Genomic DNA, 26,307 nt, shown 5'->3' on the forward strand with positions numbered 1-26,307 from the left:
GGAGTGCGACCATGAAACCCCAGATGCTCTATGAACTGCGCGTGCTCACGGGCCTGCACCGTGGCGCGGCCCTGCCGCTGACCGGCGACGAGTGGAGCATCGGCTCCTCCAACGGCGCCGACCTGGCGCTCTACGATCCCGGCATCAAGGACCGCCATTGCCTGCTGCGGCTGGTGGACGACACCTGGTCGCTGTCGCGCAAGGACGGCGCAGTGACCGACAGCGAAGGGCACAAGGTCGACGCCATCGACACCCTGGAGCCGGGCACGCCCTTCTCGCTCAACGGCGTCTGGCTGTCGGTGGTCAGCGCCAACACCGAATGGCCCGAGGACGAGGAGCCCGTCGCCGACGCCTTCGCGCCCGAGGCCTTGCCCCTGAACGCCGAACCGGATGACGCGCCCCGGCCGCAAGCGGTGGTGCAGTCCCGTCCGCTGCTCGGGCCGCTGCTGTTGCTGGGCGCATTGGCGCTGTTCCTCGGGGCGCTGATCTGGGGGCTCAGCGCCGAGGATCCGGTGCCGCCGGTGCCGGTTGCGCCGGCCCGCACGCCGCTCAAGGATGCCGCCGCCGTGCGCGGGGTGCTGGAGGACATGCTCAAGGAACGGGAGCTGCAAAGCCGCATCAGCATCGTCGAGGAACAGGGCAAGCTGCTGCTCAAGGGCCGCTTCGAAGAGGACGATCTACTGCAATCCACCGAACGCATGCTGCTGCGCTTCGAGCAACAGTACCGCAGCCCCCTGCCGGTGCAGAGCGCCCTGCCCCCGGCCACTGATGTCTTGCCGTTCACCGTGGTGCAGATCAGCAATGCGCGGTTGCCCAGCGTGCTGACCAGCGACGGCCGCCGGCTGTTCCTCGGTGACGAGGTCGCCGGGGTGCGGCTGGTGGACATCAGCGACCACACGGTGGTGTTCGAAGGCGACCAACGCGTCGAGCTGAGCTGGTGATGCAGGCCGCGCTCGAACGCCTGGCCCAGTGGCAAGGCCAGCACCAGGCCCGCCTCGGGCACTGCGCGGCGGTGGAGATCTGCGGGCGCATCGTCGGGGTCAGCGGCATCCTGCTGCACAGCCGCATGCCCCGGGCGCGGATCGGCGACCTGTGCCGGATCCGCCGGGCCGACGGCGGCGAGGTGATGGCCGAGATCGTCGGCTTCGACCGCGACCACACCCTGCTGGCGGCCCTCGGCCCGCTGGACGGCATTGCCGTCGGTGCGCCGGTCACGCCGCTGTTCCAGCCCCATGGCCTGGTGGTCAGCGACCGGCTGCTCGGCACCGTGCTCGACGGCTTCGGCCGCGCCCTCGGTGGCGAAGGCCCGGAAGCCTTCGCACCGGCCGGCACGCCCGGCGCCCTGCCGGTGATCCGCGATGCCCCGGCGGCCACCGAGCGGCCGCGCATCGAGGCCCCGTTGCCCACCGGGCTGCGCGCCATCGACGGCCTGCTCACCCTGGGCGAAGGCCAGCGCGTCGGGGTGTTCGCCGGGGCCGGCTGCGGCAAGACCACCCTGCTCGCCGAACTGGCGCGCAACACGCCGTGCCAGGCCATCGTGTTCGGCCTGATCGGCGAACGGGGCCGCGAACTGCGTGAATTCCTCGACCATGAACTGGACGCCGAACTGCGCAGCCGCACCGTGCTGGTCTGCGCCACCTCGGACCGCAGCAGCATGGAGCGGGCCCGTGCCGCCTTCACCGCCACGGCCATCGCCGAGGGGTTCCGCGCACAGGGCCGCTCGACGCTGCTGATCATCGACTCGCTGACCCGCTTCGCCCGGGCCCAGCGCGAGATCGGCCTGGCGAGCGGCGAACCGGCCGGGCGCGGCGGCCTGCCGCCCTCGGTCTACAGCCTGCTGCCGCGCCTGGTGGAACGGGCCGGGCGCACCGGCGACGGGGCGATCACCGCGCTGTACTCGGTGCTGATCGAACAGGACTCGATGAACGACCCGGTCGCCGACGAGGTGCGCTCGCTGCTGGACGGCCACATCGTGCTGTCCCGGCGCCTGGCCGAGCGCGGGCACTACCCGGCGGTGGACGTGCTCGCCAGCCTGAGCCGGACGATGGGCAACGTCACGGGAACCGAACAGCTGCACGGCGCCACACAGTTGCGCCGGCTGATGGCGGCCTACCAGCAAGTGGAGATGCTCCTCAAGCTGGGCGAATACCAGCCGGGCAACGACCCGTTGACCGATTGCGCCGTGGATGCCCGGGCGCGGATCGACGCTTTTCTGCAGCAGTCGCTGCGCGAACCCGTGTCGCTCGACGACACCCTCGACCATCTCTTGCAGGTGACCGCCGATGTCCCACTCTGATTCCGACACCCTGTCGCCGGCCGGCGACGCGCTGCTGCCGACCCTCGACCTGCTGGCCCCGATCCGCCGCCACCGGCTGGCCATGGCCGAACAGGCTTGGCGCCGTCAGCGCGACGTGCTGGCGGCGTTGCAGACGCGCCTGACGCAAATGGCCGACGAGCTGCAACGGCTGCGCCAATGCCAGCAACAGGAGCGCCAGGAGCAGCGCAAGCAGCACAGCCACCGCCGCCTGCCGCTGCACGAAATGAACCGCTGGCTGGCCGGCGAGCAGCAGGCGATCCGCCGCATCGAGCGTTTCGAGCAGCACTACAAGGCCTTGCAGCAAGAGCACCGGCAACAGCAGCACTGGACCGACGACAGCCGCCAACAGCTGCGTCGGCGCCAGCGCGACCTGGAAAAGCTCGACTGCCTGCGCGACCTGTCCCGGGAGGCCTCATGAGCGCACGTCCTGCCTTGCTCAAGCCGCCGCCCCGGCCAGCGGAGCCGCCCCGTGCGCGCCAGGAGCCGCAAGCGCCCGGTGCCTGGCCGGCCCGGCACGGCGCCTCCCGTGAACTGCGCGGCGAAACCCACGACGACGGCGACCGCTTCGAACAACTGCTGGCAGGCATTGACGGCCCAAGTCCGGCAGACGTCGGCCAAGGTGCGGTGGCGGACTTCGGCGGCGGCGACCGCCAGCCCTCCGGCCAGGATCCGGAGCGATCCGCCGGCGCCCCCCTGCCCCCCGGGCCGTCGGCGGGCCTTTGGCAAACCCTGTTGGCGCGCCTGGAGGAACGGCTCCAAGCGCTCGACGCAGGACCGCTCGACGTCCAGTTGCACATGCCGACCCTCGGCACGGTGTCGGCGCGGATCAGCCAACAGGGCGACGCGTTGGAGATCGCCCTGGGTTTCGCCAAGGACAGCGCCCGGCGCTATTGCGACGCCCGGCGCCAGGCCAGTGCCGATTGGCTCGGCCGGCAGTTGGGCCGCCGCGTGCGCCTGACCCTGCACAGTGAGGCGCACTGACATGCCGGCCCATGCCCTGCGCCTGCCTGGCCTGCCCGCCGCCGACGCCCAGGCCCGCCTGCAATTGGGCGCCGGCCTGGACCTGCGGCTCGCCGCGCCGTCCTCCGCCACGTTGACCCTGCGCCTGGCCCCCGAGCCCTTCGTCCGCGCACCGGGCAACGCCCTCGAAACCGCCTGCGGGCGGCTGTGGCTGGACGATGGCCAGCCGTTGCTCAGCCGACTGTCGCAGTGCCCGGCGATCCTGGATCCGGTGCAACCGGCGTCAGACGACAACGACTGGTACTGGCCGCTGTACAACCATTACCTCGCTGCCGAACTCCAGCCGCTGCTCAGCCCGTTGCGGACGGTGGCGGCAGTGCCGGATGGGGGCATCGATTGCCTGCTGGGGCTGCACGAGGACAGCGCGACCGCCCTCGTCTGCCGTGCGCGGATACCCGCCGCCACGCTGCTGAACCTGATCCGTGGCGCGCCCTGGCAGCGGCTATCGAGCCATGACGCAGCGCCGGACTGGCCGCTGCGCATCCCCCTGCCGCTGGGCCACTGCACGCTGAGCGCTGCGGAGCTGGCCAGCCTGCGGACGGGCGATGTGCTGCTCGCCGAACAGCCGCTGTTCACCCCCGAGGGCCTCGGCCACCTGCAACTCGGCGCCTGTCGCCTGCACCTGCGGCTCCTGCCTGCAACGGACCTGCGTTTTACCCTCACTGAACTGGAAGACCTGCCCATGAACGCCTCCCTTGACGCTTTCGCCCTGGCCGACAGCGAGCCGCTGTACGCCGCGTCCGAATCCTTCGACGCGCAGCCCGACCCGGGCCGTTTCGACGACCTGCCGCTGGCCCTGACCCTGCGCGCCGGCAGCGTGAGCCTGAGCCTGGGCCAGTTGCGTCACCTGAGCGTCGGTTCGGTGCTGGCCTTCAGCGGCTGCGCACCGGGCCAGGCCAGCCTGTTCCAGGGCGAACGCGCGCTGGCCCACGGCGACCTGGTGGACATCGACGGCCGGCTGGGCCTGCAGATCACCCGCCTGGAGCCGCGCCCGTGAACCTGCAGGATGTCGATCCGCTGACGCTCGCGCTGTTTCTCGGGGCGCTGTCGCTGGTGCCCCTGCTGATGATGATCTGCACCGCGTTCCTGAAGATCTCCATGGTGCTGCTGATCACCCGCAACGCCATCGGCGTCCAGCAGGCGCCGCCGAACATGGCGCTGTACGGCATCGCGTTGGCGGCGACGCTGTTCATCATGGCCCCGGTGTTCAGCGACATGGGCCAACGCTTCAGACAACTGCCCCAGCGCATGGCCGACTACCCCGCGATGGAGAGCGCCGCCGGCCAAGTGGCCGAACCGCTGCGCAAGTTCATGTCGCGCAACGTCGACCCGGACATCCAGACCCACCTGCTGGAAAACACCCAGCGCATGTGGCCGGCGGCGATGGCGGCCAAGGCCAGCCGCGACGACCTGCTGCTGGTCATCCCGGCGTTCGTGCTCTCGGAGTTGCAGGCGGGTTTCCAGATCGGTTTTCTGATCTACGTGCCGTTCATCGTCATCGACCTGATCGTCTCCAACATCCTGCTGGCCCTGGGCATGCAGATGGTGGCGCCGATGTCCATCTCGCTGCCGCTCAAGATCCTGCTGTTCGTGCTGGTGGACGGCTGGACGCGGCTGCTCGACGGCCTGTTCTACAGCTACCTGTGAGGACGCCATGGAAACCTTGACCCTGTTCAAGCAGGCCATGTTGCTGGTGGTGGTGCTGTCGGCGCCGCCGCTGATCGTGGCGGTGATCGTCGGCGTGCTGACCTCGCTGCTTCAGGCGGTGATGCAGCTGCAGGACCAGACCCTGCCGTTCGCCGTGAAACTGGTGGCCGTGGGCATCGCCCTGGCGCTGACCGGGCGCTGGATCGGCGTGGAGCTGATCCAACTGGCGCAACTGGCCTTCGCCATGATCCCGCAGACGAGGGCCTGAGATGTTCCAGGCGGCCTTCAGCGACATCAGCGAATCGATCATCGCCCTGACCGTCGGCATGGCGCGCCTGTACCCGTGCCTGTTCCTGGTGCCGGCGTTCGCCTTCCGGGAGATCAAGGGCGCGCTGCGCCACGCGATCGTCCTGGCGCTGGCCCTGGTGCCGATGCCGGCGATCCGCGCCAGCCTGGCCGGGCGCGACCTCGGCTGGCTCGACCTGAGCGGGCTGATGCTCAAGGAAAGCCTGATCGGCCTGCTGCTGGGGCTGTTGCTGGCCATGCCGTTCTGGCTGTTCGAGTCGGTCGGCTGCCTGTTCGACAACCAGCGCGGCGCCCTGATCGGCGGGCAGATCAACCCGGCGCTGGGGGACAACACCTCGGAGCTGGGGCACATGTTCAAGCAGGTGCTGATCCTGCTGCTGATCCTCGGCGGCGGCTACGCCAGCCTCACCCAGGTGATCTGGGACAGCTACGGCCTGTGGCCCGCCAGCCAGTGGCTGCCGATGCCCGCCGTGGACGGCTGGGGCCTGTACCTCAAGCTGCTGGCTAGCACCTTTCGCTTCATGGTGCTGTTCGCCGCGCCGCTGGTGGGCCTGTTGCTGTTGATCGAATTCGGCATGGCGATCCTCAGCCTGTACAGCCCGCAGTTGCAGGTCTCGACCCTGGCGATGCCGGCCAAGAGCCTGATCGGCCTGGGCTTCCTGGTCCTCTATCTGCCGATGCTGTGCTGGCTGGGCAACGGCCGGCTGGCGGAACTGGCCGACCTCAGGCACCTGCTGCCCTTGCTGCTGCACCCTACCCCCTGACGCCTGCCCCCTGACCTCTCTGCCATGAAACCTGACGAGCACCGCCCGTGAGCGAAAAGACCGAACAGCCCACCCCCAAGAAACTCGCCGACGCCCGCAAGAAAGGCCAGGTCGGCCAGAGTCAGGACGTGCCCAAGCTGCTGATCTTCGCGGCGCTGCTGGAGCTGATCCTGGGCCTGGCCGGCGGCGGGATCGGCAAGCTCGAAGGTCTGGTGATGCTGCCGCTGCGCCAACTGGACCGACCCTTCGCCGCGGCGGTCGGCGAGGTGCTGACCAAGGCCGGCTGGGACCTGCTGCTGTTCATGCTGCCGGTGCTGGGCATCGCCGTGGCCATGCGCCTGGCCGGCGGCTGGGTGCAGTTCGGCCCGCTGTTCGCCACCGAGAGCCTGAAGCTCGATTTTGAGCGGCTCAACCCGCTGAACCAGTTCAAGCAGATGTTCTCCTCGCGCCAACTCTTCAACCTGCTCAACAGCCTGTGCAAGGCCCTGCTGATCGGTGCGGTGCTGTATTGGGTGCTGCCGCCGGCCCTCAACGACCTGATCGGCTTGGCCAACACCGACCTGGACACCTACTGGCAGGCGATGATTGCCCTGTTCAGCCGGCTGTCGCGCACCTGCCTGGGCGTGCTGCTGGTGCTGGCGGTGGCCGACTTCGCCTTGCAGAAGTACTTCTTCATCAAGGGCCAGCGCATGAGCCACGAGGACGTGCGCAAGGAATACAAGGAGATGGAGGGCGACCCGCACATGAAGTCGCACCGCAAGTCCCTGGCCCGCGAACTCACCCAGCAACCGGCCGGCGCCGCGGCGGCCAAGGCGCCGGTGGAAGACGCCGACCTGCTGCTGGTCAACCCGACCCACTACGCCGTCGCGCTGTTCTACCGCCCGCGGCAAACGCCGTTGCCGCGGATCATCTGCAAAGGGCACGACGCCGAGGCCCGGGCGCTGATCGAGCGTGCCCGCCAGGCCGGCGTGCCGGTGATCCGCTTCGTCTGGCTGGCGCGCACGCTGTACCGCAGCGAGGTGGGTCACTTCGTCCCGCGCGAGACGTTGCAGGCTGTGGCCCAGGTCTATCGCCTGCTGCGCGAGCTGGACGCCGCCGCCCACGGCGAACTGATCGAGATGCCCGGCGTGCCGTACTGACGCCTCGGGGCTGGAACCAGGGCGCGAGCGCTGCCACTCAGGGCAAAGGAATCTTTCCTGAACGCCCCCGGCGAGCCTAACGAACTCGCCCTGTCAGTCCATGACACGGAGAACAGCATGCCCTCACCGGTTCACGCCAACTTCAGCGCGGTCACTACCCCGATCACCGCGCCGGTCACCGCCCCTGCCGGGCAAAACCCCCAGGGCCTGGAACAGCGCCCCCAGGAGCCGACCCAACGCAGCGCCCATTCCTTGCGCCACATGGGCCAGCGGCTGATGCGCAACATCGGCCAACTGTCCCAGGACCTGCGGGCCCTGCCGCGCCCCTGGGGGCGCAGCCAGAACACGGCCCCGACGGGCAACCTGGCCCCGGCCACCGGCGCACCGCTACAGCGCGGGGCGGCGCCGGCGAGCGAGACGATCGAACTGCAGGAACACCCCAGCGAGGCCGCCGAGGCGTCCGGCTCCACCCCGCGCCTGAACCGCAGCAACGCCGGGCGCTTCGACAGCCACAGCGAACGCATCCAGCGCCAACCCACGCCCGAACCGCCCTCGGCGGGTATCCGCCTCGACGCCAAGGGCAAGCCCGAGTTCCAGCACTTCCAGCCGTCGGCGGTGGGCGACCTGCTGCAAAACGCATTGGGCCAGTCCGGCCAACGCTATCAGGCGCAACACAGCGCCGGCGACGGTCGGAACCATTTGCTGCTGGACCGCCAAGGCCACTTGCTGCACGTGAAACAGACCCCGACAGCCTTGGTCACGGTGCGCAGCAGCCGGGCCGAAGGGCCGGTGGCGGACAAAGCGGCGGCCGCGCCGGGCCTGACGCTTGAGGGCAACGCCGCCAAGGTCGGCGACGGCGCGCCGCTGCCCACCCTCGGGCGGGCGCAGTTGGGGCACCTCACCGGCATCCACGAGGACGACGCAGGCCAGACGCTGCGCCTGCACGACGGCAAACTGTATGAGCTCGACCGCGCCAGCGCGACCTGGCAGCAGCCGGCCACGGAGGCCGAGCCGGCGACGTTCAGCCAGCTCTCCCGGCAGGGCAACGGCCATCTCTACGGCCAGAGCGGCGACAACCTGGTGAACCTGACCGACCACGATGCCGTACCGCTCACGGTGGCGGACCTCAAGGCCTTCTCCGTGAACAACGAGGGCATCGCCGCCAGCCTGAGCGGCGAAAAGAGCCAGACCCTGCAGTTCACGCAACTCGCGGACCACACCGCCAAGTCCATGACCCTAGAGCTGAACGGCGGCTCGGCCGAACCCAAGCACATCGGCCTGACAGAGGACCGGCTGTTCGTCAGCGACACCGAAGGCCGGCTGTACAGCGTCGGGCGCGAAGAGATCGACGACGACGCGACCACCCTCAAGCTCCAGCCCGACCGCCGCTTCCAGCCGCCGGGCGAACCCCTGGGCGGCAGCCGTCAGGTCAGCGGTTTCCTCCCTGGCGACGACGGCAGCCTGCATGTGCTGGTCGGCGACAAGGCCGGGCACGCCCATTCCCATCCCCTGGACGAGCAACACCCTGCGCTGGAGCACGGCTGGAACCTCAGCGACGCACTGGTGCTGGACAACCGCCGCGGCCTGCCCGGCGCCGAGGCGCCGACACCGGCCGCCACGTTCGACCTGGAGCGTTCGGGCCGGATCGGCCTGAGCGACGGCCGCGTGCAGAGCTGGGATTCAGCCCGCCAGGACTGGAAGGACACCGGCATCAAGGACGTCACGCAGCTGCAACGGGGCACCGACAGCAAGGCCTACCTGCTGCAGGACGGCAAGCTGCACAAGCTGGACGTCAGCGCCAAGTTCGAGTCGGTGGCGGTCAGCGACGGCCATGCGCTCAACCGGCCGCCGCGCAGCACCGACGTGGCCCTGGGCGATGCGCTGCCGGGCCTGACCGACCGCCACATCACCGCATTCGCCATGCTCAACGACAAGCAGTTCGTGGCGCTGGACGACCACAACCGCTTCACCGCCCACCACAAGAACGGCGAAACCAGCGAACTCAGCCGCCTGGATCTCGAAGGCACGGTGGCCTCGCTGGCGCTCGACGAGAACCACAACCTGCATGCCCTGACCACCGAAGGCAAACTGTTCACCCTGGCCAAGGACGACTGGCAGGCGCCCCCGGACAACCCGCGTCCGCAGGCCAAATGGAAACCCGTGGCGCTGCCCGAGGGCAAGACGCTGGCCAGCATCCGCACCTCCGACGACAACCGCTTGAGCGCCACCCTGCACGGCAGCCAGGATCACTCGCAGGTACAGCTCAAGGGCAACGCCTGGCAACCGCTGACGCCGCGCCCCGCCGACCACAACGCCCTGGACAATCTGTTCGACCGGCTCAAGGGCGGCGTCAAGACCGCGAAGATCCCCGGCACCGGCCTCACGGCCCGGTTCAACTACAACCTGATGGGCCGCGGCGCGATGGAAACGGGCAACCAGGCCAGCGTCGGCGACTACTTCCGCGCGCACATCTTCAAGCCGACCCTGGAAATGCCGCGGCCGCTGAAGAACGTCGGCTATCACCTCCAGCACCGCTATCAGGGGCGCGAAGGCCTGAGGCCGCTCTACGCCTCCGAAGGCCGCGAGTTCAAGCGCCTGGAACTGCTGAGCGAGAAACCGCCGCGGACCGGCGCCGGCCAGGATCTGCAGTCGCGCATCGCCGCGCTGGGCTCCCGCCCCGGCCTGCAGGGCACCGGACTGGTCGAGGCGCTGGAAGCGTTCCGCAAGGAGCTGGAAGACAACAGCCTGCGCGCCACCCAGCACCTGGGCCGGCACGCCGGCAAGTCAACGCTGCTGCAGCAGAAGGAAGGCCTGCTCAACGTCCACGGCGAGCTGTCGGCGCCCTCCAAGCGCAGTCAGTTGAGCCTGAAGCTGGACCGGCTTTCGCAGAACTTCAACTTCGCCAGCTCCGGCCACGATTTCCTCAAGGAACTGAACGGCGCCCTCGCGCATCTGGCGCCCTCGGCGCAGAACCGCACCGGCGCCCTGCTCACGGAACTGCGCAACAACGGCTTGCGGGTGTCCCACCAGAAAGCCGACATCCCCCTCGGCCAACAGCGCGACGCCAGCGACAGCCTGGGCCTGATCAAAGCCCGTCTGGCGCTGGACGTGGGCACGATGGAAGAGTTCGACCAGGTGCTCAAAGGCGCCGAGAAACTGGCCGGGGCCTCCAACACCGAGGCCGGGGTCGAGGCCTTGAAAAAGGAACTGGGCGAACTGAAGGACAAGAAATACGGCGAGCATCCGCTCAAGCAGATCACCGACATGGGCTTCGCCGACCACGCCAGCCTGGAAGGCGCCTACGACGGCATCAAGGGCTTCCTCAACGGCTTCAAGAAGGAAGACCACGCCACCAGCGTCAGCCTGCGCGCCGCCACCGGCAGCAAGACCCAGCCGGAGATGGCGCAGACCCTCAAAGAGGCGCTCAAGCAACTGCATCACCCCGACGACGAGATCGCCGTGCAGCGCGGCTACGGCATGAGCGTGAGCACGCCGTTCGTGTCCCTGGCCAACAAGGGCCTGGGGCCGTGGCCCAGCGGCGCCGTCAGCGGCGCACGCAACTACAGCTTCAGCGCCGAACGCGGCGAGAAAGGCGTGACTGTCTACCTGCAGCGCGAAGGCTCGGGCACCGCCAGCGGGGGCGTCGGCGGCGGCAAAGACTATTGGCCGGGGTTCTTCAGGGGCGAAGACGCCGACCGTTTCACCAAAGTCGACATCGGCAACGACCGCCGCCTGACCCCGGCCCTGCGCCTGGGGGCGGACGTCACCGGCACCGCCGCCACCACCTGGCGAGACGGCGTGGTGTTCACGTTGCCCGACGAGGAAATCGATCCGTTCATCGACAAGCTGGTCGACGGCAAGCTCGATCCGCTGGAACTGATGAAGAAAGGCGTCGACCACGAAGCCCAGAAGAGCCTGCGCTTCAACTTCGACCTCAATGCCAGCGCCACCGCGGAATTCCGGGTGGGGTTCGGCCTGACCGACAAGGACAGCACGCCGCTGTCGGCGGCGGCGCGGGTCGGCGTGGGCGGCACGGTCAACGTCAACCTGCTCAACTACAGCAACTATTCGCTCGAGCAGCACAGCAACAAGGGCGAGCTGCAGGAAAGCAGCCGCAACCGGCCCCGCCTGCTCAACAACTTCGGCGTGTCGGGATTCGCCCGTGCCCAGTTCGCCGGCAGCCGCACCCCGGCCTCGGACGCCGCGACGCCCGCCAACCAGGGCATCACCGCCCCGCTGGGCGTCAGCGCCGGCGTTTCGGTGGACAACAAGACCAGCAAGCGGATCAAGTTCACCTTCAAGGAGGCAGAACCGCTGACCGCCGAGAACCTGGACAAGCTCGGCAAAAGCCTGGGCAAGGCGTTCAAGGATCCGGAATCGGAGCGGGTGCTGGGCCGCCTGGCCGACGCCGACGACGCGCAGTACGCAGGCCTGGACGCCACAGAGCGGCTGCAGCGCCACCTGGAGGGCTTGCAGGCGCACTTCGCCAGCAAGCCCAAGGACAACGACGAGCAATACGCCGCCCTGCGCGCCCTCACCCGCGCCGGCGTCCAGCACCAGGCGGCCGAGGCCCGCCACAGCCTGCTCGACAGCGGCCGGTTCGAATCGACCTACACCAACCTCTCGCGCATCGACGGCAAAAGCGCGGTCGCCAGTGTCATGGCGAAAATCAATCCCCACCATTCGCCGAGCAACGCCGAACGCATCACCGCGCTGATCGAGCGGGATCCGGACCTCAAGGCCTTGGTCAAGCAACTGCAAGCCACCCCCGGCACCCAGGCGCGGGTGCGCCTGGAACTGAAGGACGATGTGCAGGACCTCATCGACCAGCGCAGCCGCGACGGCACCCTCTCGCAGAAGGAACTCGGCGCGCTGCTGTCGGACCGCAACAACATGCGGATCAAGGCGATCACCGTGTCCCACAGCGTCAACCAACCGGAAAACTTCACCTCGCCGCTGCCGGTGCTGAGCTACAGCAGCAACGCGTCGGTCAACCTCAGCAAGGCGTTGGGCAAGATCAACTTCAGCTACGGCCAGGATCAGGACACGCCTAAGAGCTACTTCCTCGACGGCATGATCGCCAAGCCGGGCGAAGCGTTGAAGACCACGCTCGGCGCGCTGAAACAGGAGGGCCTGCAACTCAAGGGCTGATGCCCGCCCCACGGCCCCGTCCGCCCGGACGGGGCCTTTACCCCCGACAAGGAGTTCACATGGATCCTGCCTTCTACCCGCTCGACACCTTCCCGGCCCTGGCCGCCCTGGCCGACCGCTGGACGGTGATGCGCCAGGAACTGCTGGCGCTGCACGCGCCGCTGCTGGACATCGACCGCACCGACAAGCCCCATCAGGAGGTGCACGACGAAGTCAGCGCCCATCTGCGACAGGGCGGCGCCTACGGCTGGCTCAAGGGCTGGGGCGAATCGGGCGGCAATCGCGACTGGGTGCAATACCCGCTGCTGTTCCGGGATGAGCCCATCGCCCCGGCGCTGGCGGCCCTGCCCCAGACCCTGGCCATGCTCGGCGAAGTCGGCGGACTCAAGGTCGCGGCGCTCGCACGGTTGGCGCCCCAGGCGTTCCTGCCTCGCCACCGGCACCCGGAGATCCGCGCCGAAGGCCTGTTGCAGATGCACTTGACCCTCGATGCCGCGCACGAGCGCAACGACGCCTACCTGAACGTGGCCGGCGAATTCCATCGGCACCGCTGCGGTGCGGCGGCGGTGTTCGACGGCTCGCTGGACCATTTCGTGGTCAACGCCAGCGAGGCGCCGCGCACCCTGCTCTATCTGGAGTTCGACCGGGCGCGCCTCGCACGCCCGACGTGAGCCGCGCTGCCGATACACAAAAAGAAACGGGCGCATGATGCATGCGCCCGTTTTTTATTTGTCCGGGTATGTCAGTGCAAGACCCGACCCAGCCCCGAGCGGGTCTCGCGTACCTGGGCGACGAAGCCGCCGACCACGTCGCTGAAGCTGTCCTCGTCCAGCCGGGCCAGTTCGCGCTGGGTGCACAGCCGCACATCGCCCTTGTCCAGGGCCAGCCAGCAACCGCGCAAGGCCGCGATGTCGAAGTTCATGGTCAGCAGGCGTTGCAGGTTGTCCGGGCCTGGCCGCAAGGCGCCGAGCCGGCAGTGGATGATCACGTTTTCGCTGTGTTCGGGCCACTCGATGACGGCGGCCTGGATCTGTTCGCGGTCGTACAGCGCGCAGACGCCGTTCTGCCAGGTCAGGGGGGTGCCCAACCGATCGGCCAGATGGGCGATGAAACGCTGGATGGCCGGTGTGGAGTTCGCCATTTGTTTTTCCTCTTAAGTTGAATGGCCTTGGGGTTGGCCGTTTCGCAACTTGAGTGGAAAAACAATGGCGAATAGTTCCAGCCGGAACAAATATTCCGGACTCAGTGCTTCAATCCGGCCAACGACAGGAGTTGTCCGAGCAAGGCCTGTAGTTGTTCGCCCTGATCGTCGTTGTGCAGTTCATGCCAGACCACGAAAGTGTGCTGGCTATCGAGACATATGTAGTAACCCTCATAGGATTCGACATTGTCGAAACGCCGCTTGAGAGTCTCGGAAAACAGATCCGGGCGCTGGGCCTGGCGCTGGATGTTCAGGGAAAGTCCCCAGCCCAGGCTCTCCTGGCGGCAGACGAATTCGACGCCCGGAGCCCACTGCCAGACGCTTGCCCGCTTCTGGGCGATGCGCTGGAGGAAGTCCTGCTGATCGGTGCTTTGAAAAATCGTTTCAGTCATTCAGAGGCACCGTACTGTATTGGCCACCGCCGTCACGCAGTGCCGGGGACCACCAGACGTTCAACTCGGAGTTGTTGGCGTCAAGTTGCTGACAATTCCCTATGTGACAGGAAGTTTCAGGTACTGACGTACAAGCGCTCAATATAAGTAAACACAACCACGCAATACCGGCACGACACCACTTCATCTCTTCACCTTCCTTGTCGGACTCTACAGATTATCGCCTCAAAGCCTAGCTGCTTAAGGGCACCGCGACAGGCAAAAGCCATGTCCAGATGATTGAGTCTTCTCTTATAACCCGCGCGAAAGCGGGGGCAACATCGATACCCGTGCCGGCGCCGCCGCAGGCGACGCTGTCGCTGCGGGCCGCAAGGCCACGAACACCTCCGTTGATTCACCAGGTTGCAACAGGAACCGCGGTGCGGCCGTCACTGCCAATGTCGCGCCGCCGGAACAGGCCTCGGGGTTGAAACGCTGCGGTTTGACACCGACGTTCTTGACCACGCCGACCGCCACCGAGTAGTCCGTTGCGCTGAACCACTGCATCCGCCCGCGGTCCAGCGCGAACGGGCCGTCCACTTTACACAGGTCGCCCAAGGCCACACCAGATGATGTTCGTTTGATATCACCGGGTATCCGCCCGCGCACCAGCTCGGCGAAGGTAGCGCCGATCGATGCCCGCAACACCGCAGGCCCCCCCGGTTGGCGGCCGGACGCCAGGGCCTGGCCCAGCTGCGCGCGGTTTTCGCTGGCCACGTAGCGGGCCGGGTCGACCTGATCGCCGATCAGGCGCGGGGTCAGGATGAACAGGCGCTCGCGGCGCGACAGCTCGCGGCGGGTCGAGGAAAACATCGGCCCGACCCACGGCAGCTTGCCCAGCACCGGCACGCGGTCGCTCTGGTCGCCCTGCTCGTCCACGTGGAAACCGCCGATCACCAGCGAACGGTTTTCGCTGATCACCGCCTGGGTGCTGACCGTGCCGCGCTTGACCGTCGGCGTCTGCTGGTCACGCTGCTGCTCCAGCTGGCCGTCCTCGATGTCGACGATCAACTGGAAGCGGTTGTTCGGCCCGCCCCCGATGGTGCGCGGCACTACTTGCAGGCTGGTGCCGGCGGTGACCGGCTGGATCGTCGCCACCCGCTCGCCCGTGGCGGTGATGAACTGGGTGCGGCTGAAGTCGATCACCGCCGGCTGGTTCTCCAGGGTCAGCACCGAGGGCCGGGCGATCATCGAGGCCATGCCCTGCCCCTCCAGCGCCTGGATCTCGGCGAAGAACCGCTCGAAGTCGCTGATGAACAGCGTCGATGAACCGCTGTTGAGCAACGAACTGCCGAAGCCGACCTTGCCCGCCCTCGCCGACCAGCGCGACTCCAGGTTGGCCAGTTGGCTGCGGTCGATGTCGAGGATGATCGCGTCGATCTCCACCAGATTGCCCGGCAGGTCCAACTGCTCGATCAGTTGCTGGTAGGTGGCGCGCTTGTCCGGGTTGTCGTAGATCAGCACGGCGTTGTTGCGCACGTCGGCCGCCACCCGGCGCTGGCCTGCGGCGGACTGGGGCCGGTGGCCGCTGCGCCCGGCGGTGCGTTCGCTGGCCAAGTTGAGGATCTTGCCCCGGGCCATGTCCGCCATGCCTTGCAGGGCGTCGATGTTGGCCTTGGGATCCTGGGGCGACGGCTGCGTCGGGCGCTGGCTGTCGAGCATGTCCTCCAGGATGCTGGCCACGCCGGGGATGCGCAGGCTCTGGTCGCGGTAATTGACCTGGCGGTCGGCCACCGCCGCGTAGCGCAGGGGGAACATCATCACCTGCTGCTTTTCGTCGGGCTTGGCCTTCTCCTTGCTGAACCCGCGGATCAGCTCGACGTAGCGCACAGGACCGCTGACCAGCACCACGCCTTCGTCGGGCAGCTCGCCCCAACCGAAACGCTTGTCCAGCAGGCCGATGTCGGTCAACGCCTGCTTCAGGTCCGGCGCGGCGTCGGAGGACACCTCCAGCCGCTGCGAGACCTGGGCCGACTGCGGACTGACGTACAGCTTGCCGTTGTAGACGAACCACTGGAACTGATGCTCCAGCGCCAAGCGGTCGAGGAATTCCTCGGCCGTCGCCGCCCGCAGCTTGGCGTCCACCGTGCCGCTGACGCCGCTCAGGCTCAGGCCCACACCATAGGCGTTGGCGAAATCCTTGAGCACGGTCTCCAGCGGCGTGCGCGAGGCCTCGTAGGCGTAGGCCGATTGCCGCCAGTCATCGGGCACCACGGCCAGCGCCGGGCAGGACGCGGCCAACAGCAGGGTCAGGCCGCACAGTCGCTTAAACATAGGTTCTTCCCAGAGGCAGAGGACGGTTCACAGGGCGGGGCAAAGAACGGGAAACCGCGGCGCTGCGTTCAAGCATCGCCTCCCACACGTCCCGTTGGTTGGCCAGCGATTCGATGGCGGCGATCAGCGCCGGGATGCCCTGCAACGGCAGGTAGCGCATCAGGCACAGGCGACGCTCGGCCGGATCCAGCGCCAGCGCCCCGCCGAATCGCCCGAGGCTGGGGCCGGACAGGCGCAGCGCCGCTTCAAGGCTGGCGTCGTCGCCGCGCCAGGCTGCGCTGAGCATGGCCAGGCACAGCACGCCGCCGGGCCGCCGTTGCAGGCGCAGCGGCGCGCCGTCGATCAGCAGCCCCAGTTCGCCGTCGCCGCCGTCCAGCCAGCGTTGCGCGGCGAGCGCCAGTTCAGCGGATTTCATTGATGATCGCCTTGGCCAGGTTGTGCTTGACCACGATTTCCTGGTTCGCCGCCCAGCTGGCGGTGGAGGACTGGCGGATCGCCGAGTTGAAGGCATGCCAGTCGTCCGGGGAAAACGCATCCATGTCCAGCGCCGCGGCGTCCAGATCCTGTTGCGCGTTTTCGAAGTTGTTGTCCAGGCGGCGGCGCAGTGCATCGGGAGAAAGCATGGTGAGGCTCCAGGTCGATAACTGCCCATTGAGTGGCACGTTCCCGACGTTGGTTCCCTGCCCGCCTGCGCTCATTGCGCCAGCTTCATGGCTGCGCGCTGTCCGGCAGCGGCCCGAGCGCGCTGCCCAGGGCCTGCCAGTCGATCGCGAAGTCGCCGTGCTCGGTGCGCAGGCACAGGCTGTCCGGCGCCTGCTGCGGATCGGCGCGCAGGCTCCACACGGCCTGGGCCTGCTGCAGGTGGTTCGCGGCCAGGTCCAGCCGGTCAGGGTGGCAATGCAGCACGCCGGGTTCGTCCGCCGGCCGGGCAGCGCTCAGCTGCCGGCACAGGGCGGCGATCCGTGCCGCATCGCCCTGCTCGCCCAGCAGTCGCTGCCAGGCTTGGCCCAACAGCGATTCGGCGCTCTGGAGAATGGCGTCCCACATCTGTTGGCGTTGCGCCTGCCATTGGGCGAGCAGCGCATCGGCCTGCTGCCAGACCTCGGCCAAGGCTTGTTCCTGCGCCGCTTGGCGCAGGCGCTCGGCCTCTTCGCGGGCGTCGGCCAGCAACGTGTCGGCCTGGGCGCGGGCATGCGCCAGCAGTTGCCCGGCCAGCAGGCTGTCTTCGAAGACTTCTCGGCGCAGGACGGGGCCGTCAGGCAACGCCTGGGGATGGCTCAGGCTCAGTCGGCGACGGGTCAGCATGGGGAGATCCTTGTGTAGTGAACGTGAGGGCGTACCAGCCGACCGCCTGCCAGAGTGAGGCCAGCCGTGCGTGGGGCAACCCCTGGAGCGGCGCGTCTTCGATGGATGTGCAGGCGAACTCCAGGCGCAGGCGTTGCCACACCGGTTCGCCGACCCAGGCCCGCAGCAGCCTCAGGCCTTGGCTCTGCGTGTCGCCCTCGCGCCAGCGGGCCGGCAGCCAATGGCCCGGCTGCAGCGCCCGGCCCAGGCGGCGGCACCAGCGCAGCCCCGCGTCATCGAGCCCCGGCGGCGGTTCGCCCTGGCTGCCGGCGCAGACCGCCACCGCCAGGCTCAGCACCTTCGCCCACTGCTGCGCGTCCAGCACCAGCAACGGCAACAGTCCGCCGTTGGGCGGCGCGGGCCGCGTGGCGCCCATGCCCGCATGACGGGCCCGCCACTCAGCCGGCCATGGGGTGTTCGATGGCGGAGCGGCGTCGGCCCACCAGCGCACCCAGGCAAGCGCCTGCGGCGGCGTGACCTCCTGGGGCTTCATGCCGGCCCGGACGGCGCGTTCTTGCCGCCGCCTGCCGCGTTGCCCAGGCGTTGGCGCCAGTGCGGATTGAGGGCGAACAGGCCGGCGACCAGCAGCACGCCGGCCACCGCGCACAGCCCCAGCAGCCATTGCCAGAACCGCCAGCGCTCGCGGGTCAGGGTGAACGGACCGACCGTCACCGTCTCCACGGTCTCGCGGTAACCCTGGGCCGGCACGAACACCACCGCGAGCTTCTTGTCGTCGGCGCCGCCGATCCCCGGAATGCTGCTGGCCACCATGCGTCGGATGCGCGGCAGCACGCTGTCCGGATCCAGCTCGGCGCGGTGCTTGATGAACACCGCCGCCGACGCCGGCTGCACCGGCTCGCCCGGCGCGATGCGTTCGGGCAGCACCACGTGCACCCGCGCCACCACCACGCCGTCGATCTGCGACAGGGTCTGCTCAAGTTCCTGGGACAGCGCATAGAGATAGCGCGCCCGTTCTTCCAGGGGCGATGAGATCACCCCTTCCTTGCGGAACACCTCGCCCAGGCTCGAACGCGAGCGCCGGGGCAAACCCACCGCCTCCAGCGCCCGCACCGCCCGGGAAATGTCGCGGTTGGCCACCAGCACCGCCACGCCGTTCTTGTCCAGACGCTTCTGCGCGTCGATGTCCTTGCCGGCCAGTTCCGCCAGCACTTCGTTGGCGTCCTGTTCAGAGAGGTCGCGGTGCAGTTCCATGCGCTCGCCGCAACCGGCCAGCAGCAGAACCGTCAGCACCGCCGCGAGCGGCCCGAATACCTTGGGATGCATGGCTGCGCCTCATTGAAGACTGGTGAGTTTTTCCACGCTCTGGGCGGCCTTGCTCACCAGTTTGGCGCTGAGCAGGCTTTGCAGATAAAACGACGACAGCGACCGGTTGGCCTGCAGCGCCTGCTGCGGGTCCACCGAGCGCGCGGCGCGCTGCAGTTCGCGGGTCGCCTTGTCGGCGTCTTTGTGCAACGCCGTCGAGGCCTGGGAAATCGCCGACACCGACGGTTCGTTGCCGGCGGCGCGCGTCGCCGCCTGCTGCATCTGCGCATTGAACCAGGCGATGTCCGCCTCGGCAGGCGGCCTGGCCGGCAATGCCTCGGGCGCGGCTGCACCCGAATGCCCGGTTGTTACCCCTGTAATCGCCATTCACGCTCTCCTGCCAGGACGAAGGTTTACATTCAGCCGAAGAGGCTGCCGGTGCTTTGCTGCGTCAGCACCGAGAGCACGTTGCCGGCGGTGATCCGGGCATCGGTCTGCAGCGTGTTGCCGGCACCGCCGTTGAGGAAGTTCTGCTCGGCGTTGGGGAACAGTCCGCCCATCGAGTGGCCCTGGGCACTGCCCTTGACCTCGCCCTTGATCATGTCGATCGCCTTCTGGAACTGCTTGCTCTCATCGCGGGACATGTATTGATCGCCCTCGGACAGCTCGCCCATCCAGTCCTTGGATTTGCCGTCCGGCTTGCCGAACTCTTCAGGGTGCATGTCCATGAAGCGTGCGATTTCCTTGAGCACGTCCTTGTCATCGTTGGAGAACGCCATCTCGCCGCGGGCATCGCGGGCCGGGTTGCCGGTGGGCTTGAGCAGGTTGTCGAGCTTCTCCTCGCCCAGGCTGCCCAGCAGCGACGACAGCAGGTCCTGCACGCCGCCACCGCCGCCGATGCCGCCGGGCATGGGGTTCCAGCCGCCCCCGCCGTTGCCGCCCGGCATCGGGTTCCAGCCTCCGCCGCCGTTGCCGCCCGGCATCGGGTTCCAGCCGCCGCCGTTGCCGCCGCCGAACTGGCCGCCGTTCTGCAGGCCGCCGCCCAGCATGTCCTTGATCATGCCTTCGAGGCCTTTGGTGAACGCGGCCTTCTCTTCGCTGTTGAGGTAGTTGTCCTCGGTCAGCTCGTCGCGCCAGCTGCGCACCTTGCCGTTGGCGTCGTCGGGCTTGCCGAACTTGCCGGGGTTCTTGTCCATGTAGTCGGCGATCATGCCCAGCAGCGGGTTTTTCGCGTCGCGGATGTTGGCGCCGCTGCCGGATTTCTCGAACAGCGCCTGGCTCAACAGCTCGGCGATCTGCCCGGCGCTGTTGCCCGAGCCGCCCTGGGACCCGCCCATGCCCGGCAGGCTGAAGCCGCCCTGGAACGAGCCGCCTGGAGGGAGTGTCAACGCAGTGGAAAACATAAGGTGCTCCTTGCCTGGATTGCCCAAGTCACGGCCCTTCCGGCCAAGGCCGGAAGGGCCTGTGACCACTTAGTAGTTGATCGCCTTGCCGGTCTGCTGGGCGGCGTTCTGCGCCTTGGTGGCGGAGTCCTGGTAGGCGCTGGCGATACCGTTGACGGTATCGGTCATCATCTTGTTGGACTGAGCCTGGGCGTTCATGGTGGTGGTGGCTGCTGCAGTGGCGTCCATTTGTTGCATGGCAGCCATCGAAGCGCCAAGGGATGCGGTACCGGCCATAGTGTCTACTCCTGATAATCGATTGTTGTTTGAGCACCGGATGGTGTTCGAACAATGAGTGGTCGATTCTCGGCAGCGGTTCCATGGCGAACGCGAATTGGCCGGTGCGGCAGGTTCCGGGCGTCGGGGGACGGACCGCGGGCGTCAGAGTTCCGGGGAGTCGATGCTCAGGCTTTTCATGCGGTGATAGAGGGTTCGGCGCGGAATGCCCAGCTCGCTGACCACCGAGTCGATGCATTTGGCGTGGCGCGACAGGCAATCCATGATCAGGGTCTTTTCGAACAGGCGCAGGTGGCTCTTGAGCGGTGCGGCCTGCCGGCACGGGGGCGAAGGATCGTCGGTCTGCAAGGCCGGCATGCCCAGCACGAAGCGCTCGGCGGCGCACTTGAGTTCACGGATGTTGCCCGGCCAGCGGTGGTTGAGCAGGCACTTGAGCAGGTGCGGGTCAGGGGCCGGCATCGGCTGGCGGTGGCGTTCGGCGGCCTCGCAGACGAAGCGCTGGAACAGCGGCTGGATGTTTTGCAGGCGCGAACGCAGGGTCGGCAGCTGGATCTTGATCACATTGAGGCGAAAGAACAGGTCGCGGCGGAACTTGCCCTCGTCCACCAGTTTCTCCAGCGGCGTCTGGGTGGCGACGATCACCCGCAGGTCCAGCGGCACGAAACGGGTCGAGCCCAGGCGTTCGATGCCGCGCATCTCCAGCACCCGCAGCAGCTTGGCCTGCAGCAGCAAGGGCATGCTGTCGATTTCATCGAGGTAGAGGGTGCCGCGGTCGGACGCTTCGATGTAGCCGGCCCGGGACTTGGAGGCGCCGGTGTAGGCCCCGGCCATGACCCCGAACAGTTCGCTCTCGGCCAGCTGTTCCGGCACCGCCGCGCAGTTGAGGGCCACCAACTGACCTTCGCGTCCGGACAGTTCGTGGATGCGCCGGGCCAGGGTGTCCTTGCCGGTGCCGGTCTCCCCCTCCAGCACCATGTCGACCTTCAACGGTGCGGCCTTTCTGATAAACGCTTGCAAGGTGCCCACTGTGTCGAGAACTTCATGTTCCCATTGCACGGAGTGGTTGTTCGAAAAGCCCCCAGTCATCTTGTTCCCTCACGATGATGATCACTTCTGTCGGGATCGAGGAATACAGAAACGCCGCGCCTTCTTTCAATCCGAGCATCGGAAGGTCGATGGACGTCAGAAACTCAAGCGTATGCCTGCGACACCATTGTTTTTGTTCAGGGCGATATTGATAGCAGCAGATTTCCATCACCAGCCTGCGTTCATTCCCCCGATGGTTCAGTGCGATTTCCAAGGCCGGACGCCGCTGCGGGTGCGCCGGCCGCTCTCCTGCGGCAAGGCCGCAGTCTAGCGTCGCACAGGTGCGGGGCGAAATTGAAATTCGCCGCAAAGGCCATAGAAACGCTCAATTCCGGAACCACGCCTCATGGCCGTCGCAAGGCGGCCCTCACCCCCTCGGCCATCGACTGCGCCTCTTCGCGCAGCGCCTGGCAGAACGCATCGGCGCTGACCGACGCCGGTCGGTGCTCCGGCCGGATCAGCATGACCCGGTACGGCAGCGACACCGCCAGCGGACGCATCACCAGGTCGCGCCCCGCCTCCGTCAATGCGGTCAGCGGGTTGATGATCGCCACCCCCAGGCCCTGCCTGACCATGGCGCAGACCGATGCGGCGTTGTCCGTTTCGATCACCGTGCGCCGGTCGACCTGCGCCTGGCGGAAACACTCGTCCAGGCGCTGGCGGTAAACGTCCAGGCTGGACAGGTTGATGAAGTCGACCCGGTGAAAGTCCGCCAGCGACAGCACCGGTTTGGCCAAAAGCGGATGCCCCGGCGCCAGGACGCAAATCATGTCTGCGCTGAACAGCGGCTCGCCCCGGGTGCCGCGCGGCACTTGCTCGACTTCGGTCAGGCCCAGATCGTGCTGCTGGGTGACCAGCGACTCTTCGAGCATCGGCGACTCCTGCGCCACGATGCTCACGCTGACGCCCGGTCGGGAGCGGTAGAAGCGCCGGCACACCCGGGGCAGCAGGGTCTGGGAAAACAGCGGCAAACAGGTCAGGGCCAGCCGGCCGTGCTCGAAATTGCGGATCGACTGCGCGCAGCGCTCGATGCGCTCAAGCCCTACGTAACTGCGCTCGACCTCATCGAACAGCATCAGGGCCTGGTCCGTCGGCAGCAGGCGCCCGCCGGCGCGCTCGAACAGGCGCAGTCCGGAGACCTGTTCGAGCCGGGCCAGTTCGCGGCTGACCGTCGGCTGCGAGGTGAACAGCAACCGCGCCGCGCCCGTGACGCTGCCGGCCTGCATGATGGAACGGAACACTTCGATCTGGCGCAGCGAGATCTTCACTGGGATTTTCCGGTGACAACAAGAAGGTCATATCAGATATGAATGGACAGCGAATAAAAAGCTATTTTTTCTGATGAGCGAGGCACGGCATGCTGCGCCGATCCTTTCGATGAGCATGCGCCATGTCCCCTACGCTTCCCTTCACCCTGTTGGCCGACAGCGCGCGTACCCACGGCACCCCGCTATGGAGCTACGACGCCGCGACAATCCTTGAGCGCATCGGGCGCCTGCGCGCGTTCGACACCGTCCGCTACGCGCAGAAGGCCTGCTCCAACCTGCACATCCTGCGCCTGATGCGCGAGCACGGCCTGCACGTGGATGCCGTCTCCCTGGGCGAGATCGAACGCGCCCTGCTCGCCGGTTTCCAGGTCGGCGGCGCGCCGGCGGGCATCGTGTTCACCTGCGACCTGTTCGACCGCAAGACCCTTGAGCGCGTGGTCGAGCTGGGGGTGGAGGTCAACGCCGGTTCCATCGACATGCTGCGCCAACTGGGCGAGCGTTCGCCGGGGCACCGCGTATGGCTGCGGATCAACCCCGGTTTCGGTCACGGCCACAGCCGCAAGACCAACACCGGCGGCGAGAACAGCAAGCACGGCATCTGGCACGAAGACCTGCACGAGGCCCTGGCGGTGATCCGTGAGTTCGGCCTGAAACTGGTGGGCGTGCACATGCACATCGGCTCCGGCGTGGACTACTCGCACCTGGAAGAGGTGGCGCGGTCGATGGTGCAACTGATCGCCGGCCTGGGCCAGGACATCGAAGCCTTCTCCATCGGCGGCGGCCTCTCCACGCCCTACCGTCCGGGCGAGGCCGCCGTGGACGTCGAGCGCTATGCGCGCACCTGGGCGGTGGCCAGGAAGGAAATCGAAGCGCTGCTGGGCCATCCGGTGCACATGGAGATCGAACCGGGCCGCTTCCTGATGGCCGAGTCGGGCCGGCTGGTGAGCGAAGTGCGGGCAGTCAAGCGCATGGGCAACCGCCGCTACGTGCTGGTCGACGCCGGCTTCAACGACCTGATGCGCCCGGCCATGTACGGTGCCTACCACCACATGACGCTGCTGGACGCCGAAGGCCGCCCGGTGGACCGGCCGCTGGTGGACACCGTCGTCGGCGGCCCGTTGTGCGAGTCCGGCGACATCTTCACCCAGGACGACCAGGAACTGCGCCCGCAACCGCTGCCTGAAGCCAAGGTCGGCGACTTGCTGGTGTTCCATGACACCGGCGCCTACGGCGCGTCAATGTCGTCCAACTACAACAGCCGGCCGCTGCTGCCGGAGGTGCTGTTCAGCGACGGCCAGGCCCGCTTGATCCGCCGCCGGCAGACCCTGGACGCCCTGTTCGAGCAAGAACAGGAGCTCTGAGCCTCACGCACCCGGACCGAACGCGGCCCTGACGAACTCCATGAAGCTTTGCAGCTTGGGCGTCAGCCGCCGGTCCGGGGCGTACAGCAGGTTCATCGGCGAGACCGGCACCTTGTACTGCGGCAACAGCCGCACCAGCGTGCCTGCGCGCAAGGCATCCTTGACCAGCTCCAGCGGCAGCATCACCACCCCCAGCCCGGCCACGGCGGCGGCCAGCAACGGGTCGCCCTGGTTGATCGTCAGCCGGCTCTTGATCGGCACATCGACGACGCCTTCCGGTCCCTCAAGGCGAATGTGCGAACGTCCGTCCGAATAGGCGAACGCCAGGCACTCATGGGCCTGCAGGTCCTGCGGCGTCGCGATGGCCGGGCGCCGGGCCAGGTATGCCGGCGCGGCGCACAGCACCATGGGGTACGGCTTGAGCGGCAAGGCCTTCATGCCGCTGTCGGCCAGTTCGCCGATTCGAAACACGGCGTCATAGCCGCCCTCCACCAGATCCACCAGTTCGTTCGACAGGGTCAGGTCCACCGACACCTGCGGAAAACGCACCATGTACTCCAGCAGGCGCGGCGACAATGTGCTCACGCCGAAGGTCACCGGCGCGTTGATCCGCAGCCGCCCGCTGGGCACGCCACGGGTGACGGCGGCCATTTCCTCGGCGGCGTCCACGTCGGCCAGGATCAGCTTGGCCCGCTCGTAGAAGGTGCGGCCGAAGTCGGTCAGGCTTTGCTTGCGGGTGGTGCGGTTGAGCAAGGAAACGCCCAAATGCTGTTCGAGCATTTTCACCTGCTTGCCGACCAGTTGCGGCGACAGGTTGAGCTCGTCGGCCACGGCGCTGAACGAACCCAGCTCCACCGAACGGACGAAAGTGGCCATCAACGTGAGGCGATCCATTGGAAACCCTGTGTTTCTAGTGTCGCGCCATCGTAGGGCTTTATCCGGCCCAGGCCAAAGACTAAATTGGGCGCCACGACACGCACGCACCGGGACTGCCCCGGTGCGTCGCTCCATTGATACAGCAGAGGTGCACATGGCCCGGATTGTCAGGATTCACGAATACGGCGACGCAAGCGTCTTGAAACTGGAAGCGGTGGACGTGCCCGCCCCCGCGCCCGGCGAGGTGCAGATCCAGGTCAAGGCCTTCGGCCTGAACCGCGCGGAAGTGATGTTCCGCAACCACGCCTACCTGCAGGAAGCCGAATTCCCCAGCCGTCTGGGCTACGAAGCGGCCGGCGTGGTGGCGGCGGTCGGCGAAGGCGTCAGCGGCTTCAATGTCGGCGACGCGGTCAGCCTGATCCCGCCGCTGGACATCGCCCGCTGGGGCACCTACGGCGAAGTGGCGAACGTGCCCGCTCACCTCACCGTCAAGCACCCGGCCAACCTGTCCTTCGAACAGGCCGCCGCGTCCTGGATGCAGTACGTCACCGCGTGGGGCGCGCTGATCGAGCAGGCGAAACTGACCCAGGGCGACGTGGTGCTGATCACCGCCGCCTCCAGCAGCGTCGGCCTGGCCGCGTTCCAGATCGCCCGCAGCGTTGGCGCGGTGCCGGTGGCCATCACCCGCACCCAGGCGAAAAAGCAGGCCCTGCTGAACGCCGGCGCCGCCCATGTGATCGTCAGCGACGAAGAAGACATCGTGGCGCGGGTCATGGCCCTCACCGACGGCCAGGGCGCCCGGGTGGTGTTCGACCCGGTCGGCGGCCCGGCCTTCGAAACGCTCACCCAGAGCATGGCCCGCGGCGGCATCCTGCTCGAATACGGCGCCCTGAGCCCGGAACCCACGCCGTTCCCGCTGTTCACCGTGCTGGGCAAATGCCTGACGCTCAAAGGCTACCTGTACGCCGAGATCGTCGCCGACCCGGCCGCGCTGGAACGGGCCAAGGCGTTCATCCTCGACGGCCTGGCCTCGGGCGCGCTCAAGCCGGTGATCGCCAAGACATTCGCGCTGGAAGAGATCCAGCAGGCCCACCGTTTCCTTGAGGCCAACCAGCAGATCGGCAAGATCGTCGTCACGGTCTGAGCCCTTCCCTCCCCACCCTTCCAGACCGCCGCCCGA

General features: G+C 67.6%; 27 protein-coding genes and 1 pseudogene. 13 read left to right on the forward strand and 15 right to left on the reverse strand.

From position 1 onward, the window contains the following. Window positions 1–11: 11 nt before the first annotated feature. The 11 genes from CAG29_RS25515 to CAG29_RS25565 all read left to right on the forward strand — a co-directional run bounded on the left by CAG29_RS25515 (window position 12) and on the right by CAG29_RS25565 (window position 13,015). Window positions 12–941, forward strand: a complete 930-nt coding sequence (locus tag CAG29_RS25515; RefSeq protein WP_170930400.1) for an FHA domain-containing protein — start codon at window positions 12–14, stop codon at window positions 939–941. After that, window positions 941–2,296, forward strand: a complete 1,356-nt coding sequence (locus CAG29_RS25520; protein ID WP_170930401.1) for a FliI/YscN family ATPase — start codon at window positions 941–943, stop codon at window positions 2,294–2,296. The genes CAG29_RS25515 and CAG29_RS25520 overlap by 1 nt, the downstream gene beginning before the upstream one ends. Further along, window positions 2,283–2,735 (forward strand): type III secretion protein, encoded by a 453-nt coding sequence (locus CAG29_RS25525; protein WP_085695319.1) that lies wholly within the window; start codon window positions 2,283–2,285, stop codon window positions 2,733–2,735. Before CAG29_RS25520 ends, CAG29_RS25525 begins: the two co-directional genes overlap by 14 nt. After that, window positions 2,732–3,298, forward strand: coding sequence for a type III secretion system HrpP C-terminal domain-containing protein (locus CAG29_RS25530; RefSeq protein WP_085589517.1), 567 nt, complete (start codon window positions 2,732–2,734; stop codon window positions 3,296–3,298). Before CAG29_RS25525 ends, CAG29_RS25530 begins: the two co-directional genes overlap by 4 nt. A gap of 1 nt (window position 3,299) precedes the next feature. Continuing rightward, complete coding sequence (locus CAG29_RS25535) at window positions 3,300–4,334, forward strand: FliM/FliN family flagellar motor switch protein (protein ID WP_085695320.1); 1,035 nt, start codon at window positions 3,300–3,302, stop codon at window positions 4,332–4,334. Continuing rightward, the gene (sctR, locus tag CAG29_RS25540; RefSeq protein ID WP_085695321.1) at window positions 4,331–4,984 is read left to right on the forward strand and encodes a type III secretion system export apparatus subunit SctR; all 654 of its coding nucleotides are present in this window, start codon (window positions 4,331–4,333) and stop codon (window positions 4,982–4,984) included. Before CAG29_RS25535 ends, sctR begins: the two co-directional genes overlap by 4 nt. 7 nt (window positions 4,985–4,991) lie before the next feature. Further along, the gene (gene sctS / locus CAG29_RS25545; protein ID WP_085583685.1) at window positions 4,992–5,252 is read left to right on the forward strand and encodes a type III secretion system export apparatus subunit SctS; all 261 of its coding nucleotides are present in this window, start codon (window positions 4,992–4,994) and stop codon (window positions 5,250–5,252) included. Between the two features lies 1 nt (window position 5,253). Beyond that, complete coding sequence (gene sctT, locus CAG29_RS25550) at window positions 5,254–6,054, forward strand: type III secretion system export apparatus subunit SctT (RefSeq protein ID WP_085695322.1); 801 nt, start codon at window positions 5,254–5,256, stop codon at window positions 6,052–6,054. Window positions 6,055–6,101: 47 nt separating this feature from the next. After that, the gene (gene sctU, locus CAG29_RS25555) at window positions 6,102–7,193 is read left to right on the forward strand and encodes a type III secretion system export apparatus subunit SctU (RefSeq protein ID WP_085633485.1); all 1,092 of its coding nucleotides are present in this window, start codon (window positions 6,102–6,104) and stop codon (window positions 7,191–7,193) included. A gap of 117 nt (window positions 7,194–7,310) precedes the next feature. After that, a complete protein-coding gene (locus CAG29_RS25560; protein WP_085695323.1) occupies window positions 7,311–12,344 on the forward strand; it encodes an AvrE-family type 3 secretion system effector in 5,034 nt (1,677 codons plus the stop codon). Window positions 12,345–12,403: 59 nt separating this feature from the next. Beyond that, window positions 12,404–13,015, forward strand: a complete 612-nt coding sequence (locus CAG29_RS25565) for an aspartyl/asparaginyl beta-hydroxylase domain-containing protein (RefSeq protein ID WP_085695324.1) — start codon at window positions 12,404–12,406, stop codon at window positions 13,013–13,015. Window positions 13,016–13,086: 71 nt separating this feature from the next. Here CAG29_RS25565 and CAG29_RS25570 read toward each other — a convergent pair whose 3' ends face one another. The 14 genes and pseudogenes from CAG29_RS25570 to CAG29_RS25630 form a co-directional block, all read right to left on the reverse strand. Next, window positions 13,087–13,485, reverse strand: coding sequence for a type III secretion system chaperone (locus CAG29_RS25570; protein ID WP_085583696.1), 399 nt, complete (start codon window positions 13,483–13,485; stop codon window positions 13,087–13,089). Between the two features lie 101 nt (window positions 13,486–13,586). After that, window positions 13,587–13,937 (reverse strand): negative regulator of hrp expression HrpV, encoded by a 351-nt coding sequence (locus CAG29_RS25575; protein ID WP_085583698.1) that lies wholly within the window; start codon window positions 13,935–13,937, stop codon window positions 13,587–13,589. A gap of 291 nt (window positions 13,938–14,228) precedes the next feature. Further along, window positions 14,229–16,250: a type III secretion system outer membrane ring subunit SctC gene (sctC, locus tag CAG29_RS25580; protein WP_085695325.1), complete on the reverse strand. Its 2,022-nt coding sequence runs from the start codon at window positions 16,248–16,250 to the stop codon at window positions 14,229–14,231. Continuing rightward, on the reverse strand, window positions 16,243–16,665 hold the full coding sequence (locus tag CAG29_RS25585; protein WP_085583702.1) for a type III secretion system chaperone: 423 nt from the start codon (window positions 16,663–16,665) through the stop codon (window positions 16,243–16,245). Before CAG29_RS25585 ends, sctC begins: the two co-directional genes overlap by 8 nt. Next, complete coding sequence (locus tag CAG29_RS25590; protein WP_085583704.1) at window positions 16,652–16,873, reverse strand: serine kinase; 222 nt, start codon at window positions 16,871–16,873, stop codon at window positions 16,652–16,654. The genes CAG29_RS25585 and CAG29_RS25590 overlap by 14 nt, the downstream gene beginning before the upstream one ends. 85 nt (window positions 16,874–16,958) lie before the next feature. Next, the gene (sctL, locus tag CAG29_RS25595; protein WP_085583706.1) at window positions 16,959–17,555 is read right to left on the reverse strand and encodes a type III secretion system stator protein SctL; all 597 of its coding nucleotides are present in this window, start codon (window positions 17,553–17,555) and stop codon (window positions 16,959–16,961) included. After that, complete coding sequence (locus CAG29_RS25600) at window positions 17,506–18,087, reverse strand: hypothetical protein (RefSeq protein WP_085583709.1); 582 nt, start codon at window positions 18,085–18,087, stop codon at window positions 17,506–17,508. The genes sctL and CAG29_RS25600 overlap by 50 nt, the downstream gene beginning before the upstream one ends. Then, entirely contained in the window at window positions 18,084–18,878 is a 795-nt protein-coding gene (gene sctJ / locus CAG29_RS25605) for a type III secretion system inner membrane ring lipoprotein SctJ (RefSeq protein ID WP_085583711.1), read from the reverse strand. Before sctJ ends, CAG29_RS25600 begins: the two co-directional genes overlap by 4 nt. Before the next feature lie 9 nt (window positions 18,879–18,887). Continuing rightward, window positions 18,888–19,244: a type III secretion system inner rod subunit SctI gene (sctI, locus tag CAG29_RS25610; RefSeq protein ID WP_085633477.1), complete on the reverse strand. Its 357-nt coding sequence runs from the start codon at window positions 19,242–19,244 to the stop codon at window positions 18,888–18,890. Between the two features lie 32 nt (window positions 19,245–19,276). Then, window positions 19,277–20,260 (reverse strand): DNA-binding protein, encoded by a 984-nt coding sequence (locus CAG29_RS25615; RefSeq protein WP_085583715.1) that lies wholly within the window; start codon window positions 20,258–20,260, stop codon window positions 19,277–19,279. A gap of 69 nt (window positions 20,261–20,329) precedes the next feature. Further along, window positions 20,330–20,590: pseudogene (locus tag CAG29_RS25620) on the reverse strand (hypothetical protein); the annotation flags it as partial. Between the two features lie 90 nt (window positions 20,591–20,680). After that, window positions 20,681–21,622: a sigma 54-interacting transcriptional regulator gene (locus CAG29_RS25625; RefSeq protein ID WP_085583719.1), complete on the reverse strand. Its 942-nt coding sequence runs from the start codon at window positions 21,620–21,622 to the stop codon at window positions 20,681–20,683. Next, window positions 21,576–21,836 carry a hypothetical protein gene (locus CAG29_RS28375; protein WP_139831397.1) on the reverse strand — a complete coding sequence of 87 codons (261 nt, stop codon included), beginning with the start codon at window positions 21,834–21,836 and terminating at the stop codon, window positions 21,576–21,578. Before CAG29_RS28375 ends, CAG29_RS25625 begins: the two co-directional genes overlap by 47 nt. A 130-nt stretch (window positions 21,837–21,966) precedes the next feature. After that, window positions 21,967–22,890: a LysR family transcriptional regulator gene (locus tag CAG29_RS25630; RefSeq protein WP_085583721.1), complete on the reverse strand. Its 924-nt coding sequence runs from the start codon at window positions 22,888–22,890 to the stop codon at window positions 21,967–21,969. A gap of 122 nt (window positions 22,891–23,012) precedes the next feature. Between CAG29_RS25630 and lysA the strand changes: the two genes are divergently transcribed. Beyond that, window positions 23,013–24,251, forward strand: a complete 1,239-nt coding sequence (gene lysA, locus CAG29_RS25635) for a diaminopimelate decarboxylase (RefSeq protein ID WP_085583723.1) — start codon at window positions 23,013–23,015, stop codon at window positions 24,249–24,251. 3 nt (window positions 24,252–24,254) lie between these two features. Here the strand turns inward: lysA and CAG29_RS25640 are convergent, their stop codons facing one another. Next, window positions 24,255–25,145: a LysR family transcriptional regulator gene (locus tag CAG29_RS25640; protein ID WP_085583725.1), complete on the reverse strand. Its 891-nt coding sequence runs from the start codon at window positions 25,143–25,145 to the stop codon at window positions 24,255–24,257. Between the two features lie 136 nt (window positions 25,146–25,281). On the opposite strand from CAG29_RS25640, the gene CAG29_RS25645 reads away from it, so the two are divergent. Continuing rightward, window positions 25,282–26,271 carry a zinc-dependent alcohol dehydrogenase family protein gene (locus CAG29_RS25645; RefSeq protein ID WP_085657079.1) on the forward strand — a complete coding sequence of 330 codons (990 nt, stop codon included), beginning with the start codon at window positions 25,282–25,284 and terminating at the stop codon, window positions 26,269–26,271. Window positions 26,272–26,307 lie beyond the last annotated feature (36 nt).

Source organism: Pseudomonas sp. B7(2017), from assembly GCF_002112745.1.
GTDB lineage: Bacteria > Pseudomonadota > Gammaproteobacteria > Pseudomonadales > Pseudomonadaceae > Aquipseudomonas > Aquipseudomonas ekonensis.

Bases quoted from the DNA above. Each gene is read 5' to 3' on its own strand.
- CAG29_RS25520 (WP_170930401.1), top strand. From the start codon at position 941: ATGCAGGCCGCGCTCGAACGCCTGGCCCAGTGGCAAGGCCAGCACCAG.
- sctS (WP_085583685.1), top strand. From the start codon at position 4,992: ATGGAAACCTTGACCCTGTTCAAGCAGGCCATGTTGCTGGTGGTGGTG.
- CAG29_RS25560 (WP_085695323.1), top strand. From the start codon at position 7,311: ATGCCCTCACCGGTTCACGCCAACTTCAGCGCGGTCACTACCCCGATC.
- CAG29_RS25575 (WP_085583698.1), bottom strand. From the start codon at position 13,937: ATGACTGAAACGATTTTTCAAAGCACCGATCAGCAGGACTTCCTCCAG.
- CAG29_RS25625 (WP_085583719.1), bottom strand. From the start codon at position 21,622: ATGACTGGGGGCTTTTCGAACAACCACTCCGTGCAATGGGAACATGAA.
- CAG29_RS25525 (WP_085695319.1), top strand. From the start codon at position 2,283: ATGTCCCACTCTGATTCCGACACCCTGTCGCCGGCCGGCGACGCGCTG.
- CAG29_RS25600 (WP_085583709.1), bottom strand. From the start codon at position 18,087: ATGAAGCCCCAGGAGGTCACGCCGCCGCAGGCGCTTGCCTGGGTGCGC.
- CAG29_RS25585 (WP_085583702.1), bottom strand. From the start codon at position 16,665: ATGAAATCCGCTGAACTGGCGCTCGCCGCGCAACGCTGGCTGGACGGC.
- lysA (WP_085583723.1), top strand. From the start codon at position 23,013: ATGTCCCCTACGCTTCCCTTCACCCTGTTGGCCGACAGCGCGCGTACC.
- CAG29_RS25535 (WP_085695320.1), top strand. From the start codon at position 3,300: ATGCCGGCCCATGCCCTGCGCCTGCCTGGCCTGCCCGCCGCCGACGCC.
- CAG29_RS25570 (WP_085583696.1), bottom strand. From the start codon at position 13,485: ATGGCGAACTCCACACCGGCCATCCAGCGTTTCATCGCCCATCTGGCC.
- CAG29_RS25640 (WP_085583725.1), bottom strand. From the start codon at position 25,145: ATGGATCGCCTCACGTTGATGGCCACTTTCGTCCGTTCGGTGGAGCTG.
- sctI (WP_085633477.1), bottom strand. From the start codon at position 19,244: ATGGCGATTACAGGGGTAACAACCGGGCATTCGGGTGCAGCCGCGCCC.
- CAG29_RS25590 (WP_085583704.1), bottom strand. From the start codon at position 16,873: ATGCTTTCTCCCGATGCACTGCGCCGCCGCCTGGACAACAACTTCGAA.
- sctL (WP_085583706.1), bottom strand. From the start codon at position 17,555: ATGCTGACCCGTCGCCGACTGAGCCTGAGCCATCCCCAGGCGTTGCCT.
- CAG29_RS25645 (WP_085657079.1), top strand. From the start codon at position 25,282: ATGGCCCGGATTGTCAGGATTCACGAATACGGCGACGCAAGCGTCTTG.
- sctC (WP_085695325.1), bottom strand. From the start codon at position 16,250: ATGTTTAAGCGACTGTGCGGCCTGACCCTGCTGTTGGCCGCGTCCTGC.
- CAG29_RS25530 (WP_085589517.1), top strand. From the start codon at position 2,732: ATGAGCGCACGTCCTGCCTTGCTCAAGCCGCCGCCCCGGCCAGCGGAG.
- sctT (WP_085695322.1), top strand. From the start codon at position 5,254: ATGTTCCAGGCGGCCTTCAGCGACATCAGCGAATCGATCATCGCCCTG.
- CAG29_RS25515 (WP_170930400.1), top strand. From the start codon at position 12: ATGAAACCCCAGATGCTCTATGAACTGCGCGTGCTCACGGGCCTGCAC.
- CAG29_RS25615 (WP_085583715.1), bottom strand. From the start codon at position 20,260: ATGTTTTCCACTGCGTTGACACTCCCTCCAGGCGGCTCGTTCCAGGGC.
- CAG29_RS25565 (WP_085695324.1), top strand. From the start codon at position 12,404: ATGGATCCTGCCTTCTACCCGCTCGACACCTTCCCGGCCCTGGCCGCC.
- sctJ (WP_085583711.1), bottom strand. From the start codon at position 18,878: ATGCATCCCAAGGTATTCGGGCCGCTCGCGGCGGTGCTGACGGTTCTG.